The organism is Megasphaera massiliensis (assembly GCF_000455225.1).
Lineage (GTDB): Bacteria > Bacillota > Negativicutes > Veillonellales > Megasphaeraceae > Megasphaera > Megasphaera massiliensis.
Genome location: NZ_HF954536.1, coordinates 72177 through 77347 on the forward strand (window position 1 = coordinate 72177; position 5171 = coordinate 77347).

A 5171-nucleotide genomic window follows, 5' to 3' on the forward strand; every position below is an offset into this window, starting at 1 on the left:
TCCGAAGTATTCGGGATATTCTTTTTTCAATACCGCTACGTCGACCATGACCTTGTTGATGTGCTTGGTCATCATGTCTTGAGCGGCTTTTACATTTTTATCGAATACGGCCTGTACAATAATCTTATGCTGTTCATAGAGGAGCTCCATTTGCTCGGCTGCATAGCCATCGCTGATATTTAAAACACGAGCCCGGGCATAGTCGAGGTTTGAGTCTTGGACTACTTGCCAGATATGGGGCTTACCGCAGCCTTCATAGAGCAGCGAGTGCAAGGTATTGTCACTCTTAAAAAAACTTTCGGCATTGCCGTTGGCTACGAATTTGCCCTGCTCAAAGATACAAAACTCCAACTTCGTCCGCCAAGGATCCAAAAACTCCCGGCAAGCCAATTCTACAATCGCTCGTTCTAAAGTCACCCTAAAAAAGCGAAATTCAGCCAACTGTCCAGTATGGATTTTTGATACAAAAGTTCCTCGCTGGGGCAATACTTCCAGCAGCCCCTTTTGCGCCAGTCGGATAAAGGCTTCGCGAACCGGCGTCCGGCTCACCTGCAAGATTCCGGATAGCTCCTGTTCAGACATGGCCGTTCCCGGCGGCAGTTTCAAAGTCATTATATTTTGGTACAACACGCGGTAAGCATATTCCCTCACCGTTTCCTGAGGCTCTTTTTCAATTAAAATCAACTTATCCATAGCCACTCCATCATTCCTAACATCTATATTTCCCCATTCTCAAATTCATCTTACCATAAATCCACCAGAAATAGTATAGGCTAATTAAAAATGGAAAGGCATTCTATACGGTTTCCCAACAATAAATTTTCTAAGATAAATAGGTTTAACATTATTCACCTGCCATAAATGGCGTTATTATGCCATTAAAATTTATTTCGTAAGCTTGTTTAAACAATCTTCGTAAAGCAGTAAATCATGCGCCTACGGAGAAATTTTGCCCGTTCAGTTTGACGTCTCTGTGAGATAAGCCGAGACTGTCAAAACATACAGTCCCGGCACCTTTTGTGCTTATAGGTATTTCAGTATGCGGCCAATCATCACATCCGGAGCAGCACGTCCCGCAAAGGCTTCGAGATTCATAACAAAAATACGATTCCCTTCAAACTCGTGCTTCTGCTTCGGAACAAAGATGATCTGCCAAGCAAACGTAGCCGGAAAGCCGCCTTGACCTAAGAGCCGAGATGTTCAGATATCCGTGTACATCTTACTATCAGATAAATAAAGTCAAGAGGAATACGACGGCCAAACCACTCGTAGAGTTTACCAGTTCCAATAAGCCCCATGTCTTAAAGGTTTGTCCCATAGTCAAATTAAAGGTTTCCTTCATCATCCAAAAAGCAGCATCATTCGGCATAGTGATCGTATTACTCCCAACAGCCGTGGCCAACATGAGCAGCGTCGGATTGACATTAAACACCGGAATTAACGGCGCAACAATCCCGGCTGCCGTAATAGCAGCTACCGCACCTTGTCCCGTAGCCCAGCGAATGATTACGGTAATGACGTAGGCTAAAATCAACGGGGATATAGAGGTACCGGCAGCCGCAGCGGCAATATGCTGGCCAACCCCGGCATCTACAATAACTTGTTTTAAAACGCCGCCTGCACCAATAATCATGATAACCGAAGAGATCCCTTTCATGGCAGACGTAATGGTAACCGATGTTTCAGAAATCGTGCGTCCCGCACGGATACCAAAAACATACATGGCCACAAGGACAGCCACCAACAAGCTGATATTCGGGCTTCCTAAAAATCCAAAGGCCTTAAAAATAAAGGTATCATTGGCGACAAAATGACGAATAATGGTATTCCCAATCATAAATACAGCCGGCAGCAAGGGAACCAGTAAGCATACCCCAAAGGAAGGAAGTCGGTAATCACGAAGGGCTGTTTCATTAATATTCCCCAAATTCGGCGCGGCTAATTTATCTAACCCGCTCAAAAAACGGGGTAAAATGATGCCGGCACAAATAACCGAAGGGACGACGACAACGATCCCCAAGAGATAAACCATCCCGCTGTCGGCACCAAAGGCATCCACTAAGGCTACCGGACCGGGCTGGGGCGGAAAAACACTATGCCCTTGAGCAACACCAGCTAATACTGGAATAATCAAATACATATAAGGAATCTTAGCTTCCCTGGCAATACTGACAACTAAGGGAACAACAACCATGAAACCGACTTCAAAGAACATCGAAATCCCAAAGATGACCCCGACAAGCATAACCCCCCATTTCAAGGTTCGCAGCCCGCAACTAGCGACCATCTTATCGGCAATTTTTTTAGAGGCCCCGCAATCGGTCATTAACTGACCTAAGGCGGCACCGAGGACGACAATCAGACCAACACCGCCAAAGGTGCTGCCGGCCCCCTTGGTGATGGTTTGAACCAAATCATTCGGATCCATACCTTCCATAAAGGCAACGAAAATGGCAACCAGCAACAAGGCCAGCATGCTGTGGACATTCAGTTTTACGGTCATAAATAAAAGTAACCCAATCGCGACGATTACCCATATAACAGGTAGAATATGTTCCATGATAAACCCTCCAAGTACTATTTCATTATATATCTCTTCAATGTATTCCGTACTGCACCCGGCCCGACAATGAGTTCCTCGAAATAAGCTTCAATTTTTTCACCAAGGCCGACTTCATAAAGGTCACTACCAAAAATATCTGAATTAGAAAGAATCGGTTTTAACTTTCCTTTTGCAGACGAACCGTCTCCCAACACGACACCCTGCAAAAAGGCCTGCAGATCCTGGAGCAGCGGATCGGGACTAAGTTCAAAGACATTTCCCCGATCATCGACGCCCAGCAGATAGCGGCACCAACCGGCGATGGCTAAGGGGATATATTCCAAGGTCTTGGCCTTATCTCCGTAAGCTTTGATCGTTTCGCCAAAGCGAACGCCCACCTTTTGTGACGTGTCCGCCGCGATACGCTGCGGCGTATCCGGAACGTTAGGATTGGGAAGGCGTTTCTCCAACAATTCAGTGATAAACGCTTTCGGGTTGATAACCCCCGGGTCAACGACGACCTTAAGGCCTTCATCATAGCCGATTCGTTCAATCAACCGCGTAAGTTCCGCATCTTTCATTTCGTCGGCAACTAAGGTATAGCCAAGCAAACAACCGTAAACGGCCAATGTCGTATGCAAGGGGTTCAAACAAGTGCCGACCTTCATGCGTTCAACTTTATTAACCGTTTCTCGATCCGTAAAAATAACGCCAACTTTTTCTAATGCCGGCCGGCCATTGGGGAAGTCATCTTCTACTACTAAATATTGAGCGGCTTCCGCATTAACAACCGCCGCGTACTGACTATTCCCTGCCGAAATCACTTGATTGTTCTTAAATTCACATTCTTGCAGATGCTTTTGAACGGTTTCCGAATACGAGGGAACAATTTTATCAATCATGCTGTACGGGTAGGAGATTTTTTCGTCTATATAGGTAATAAAATCTGCTTCCACTAATTCATGTTTCACCCATTCATCGGCAAAGGTGTGAATCACCTTTTTAATAACGTCCCCGTTATGAGAGCAATTGTCCAAGCTCAGGAAGGCCATGGGATATTCTCCATGCTTATATCTGGCATAGGTCAGGGCCGCTAAATTCCCCATCCCGCTTTCCGTGGATTCAGGTCCGTTGGCGAGATCATGGGCTACATCCGGAAAATAATTGCCATTATAATCCGTCAGTTTATATCCCTTTTCGGTAATCGTGAAGCTGACAATTTGAAGGGATGGTGCCGTAAAAATAGCCTGCATCCGTTCCCAATCGGCCTGTCGTGACCGTGTACAAGCCACCGATTCCACAATATTCCCGATAATATTCTTATCAAATCGGCCATCTTGATGCATGGTTACGGCCACACTTACATTATCATAAGGGCGATACACGGAATCAATAACGGCCATATTATGCGTCGTAGTTACAATAATACCGGTACTTTCTTCGCCCATTTCGATTAATTGCTGCTGTAACGGTGCCACAAAGGCTCTGAAAATGTTGCCTCCGCCAACATGAAGCCAGGTAGGATGACCGATTGTTTCTTGCGTTACCCGGCTGTCATCGAATGAATATAATTGAAAGCCCTTTTCTTCCCATTTTTCCTTATCCGTCAGGAAGCTCCGGCGATTTAAATGAAGCATCGATAAAACCTCCTTTATACCGCTTCGCACGCGCAGTTGATTGAATCCCATAACCAGTAAACAGACTTGGCCCCGATGATGCCTTCCATACCCGGAAGTCGATCGCTTGGCTGTAATGTAAGCTTGTCCTTCGTTTCTCTGTGTCCACGGAATATCTTTTTCATACGTCAACCCCTCCAAAAAATAAACTGAGATAATTTTCTTGTTCTTATTGTCTTTTCGGTCATCTTCATTTTTATCGTGATTACATCCTACCATTCTAGTACTTTATTTTCAATAATTTTGACTAAAATGAATAAAAAGGAAGGATGAAATGATTTTTCAGTACATCATTTTGTTTGCTCCGAATAAAATATTTTCCGCTATTTTAGCTTTTTCTCCGCAAATTTATGAATAAAAATACATAATATGCCTAATTTTGCCAATTTTATGCATATAAAAACATTCTTTCAACATTCTTCCGAAAGAGTGTTCCGTAGTGAAAATATTTTTTCATTCTTCTCACACGGCCTTAAAAAGATATGATGAATTTTATCTGTTTCCGTGATTTCAGCATCCCCTTCCCACTACCGGTCACAACTCCTCCGGCAGCGACTTCACCGGCTATATCCTTTCGTCGCCGTTGCCCAATATTTTCCCAATCGCCTCTGAGACGCCGTATATACCTTTTATAGCCGAATAAGCCCCGAACAGAGTTTAACGGCGTCAGATCCTCCACCAGAGAGTATTACTATGTCGTTTAAGATGTGCTTCAGCCCTTGAATGACAAACAACGCCTCCCCAAAAACGTCACGCAAAAAACACCTCGAAGACAACGCTTCGAGGTGTTTCGCATTTTGACAAGAATATAAGGTTAAACGCGTACGGCTTTGACGGCAACGATGAATTTCTTCGCCGTTTCCGTGATTTCTGCAGCCGTCTTACCGCCGCCCGTCAAGGCTCCGCCGGCACCGACAGCTACGCAGCCGGCTTTGATCCATTCACCGGCGTTA

At 44.9% G+C, this 5171-nt stretch carries 3 protein-coding genes; all 3 read right to left on the bottom strand.

Annotation, left to right across the window (positions count from 1 at the left end):
- Positions 1–693: GntR family transcriptional regulator (locus tag TX77_RS03130; RefSeq protein ID WP_044503450.1), on the bottom strand; the 693-nt coding region annotated here is incomplete at its 3' end.
- A 532-nt stretch (positions 694–1225) separates the two neighbouring features.
- Complete coding sequence (locus TX77_RS03135; RefSeq protein WP_044503376.1) at positions 1226–2560, bottom strand: gluconate:H+ symporter; 1335 nt, start codon at positions 2558–2560, stop codon at positions 1226–1228.
- A 17-nt stretch (positions 2561–2577) separates the two neighbouring features.
- Positions 2578–4179, bottom strand: coding sequence for a mannitol dehydrogenase family protein (locus tag TX77_RS03140; RefSeq protein ID WP_044503377.1), 1602 nt, complete (start codon positions 4177–4179; stop codon positions 2578–2580).
- Between the last annotated feature and the right edge of the window lie 992 nt (positions 4180–5171).

Coding starts and splice junctions, on each gene's coding strand:
- TX77_RS03135 (WP_044503376.1), bottom strand. CDS start 2,560: ATGGAACATATTCTACCTGTTATATGGGTAATCGTCGCGATTGGGTTA.
- TX77_RS03140 (WP_044503377.1), bottom strand. CDS start 4,179: ATGCTTCATTTAAATCGCCGGAGCTTCCTGACGGATAAGGAAAAATGG.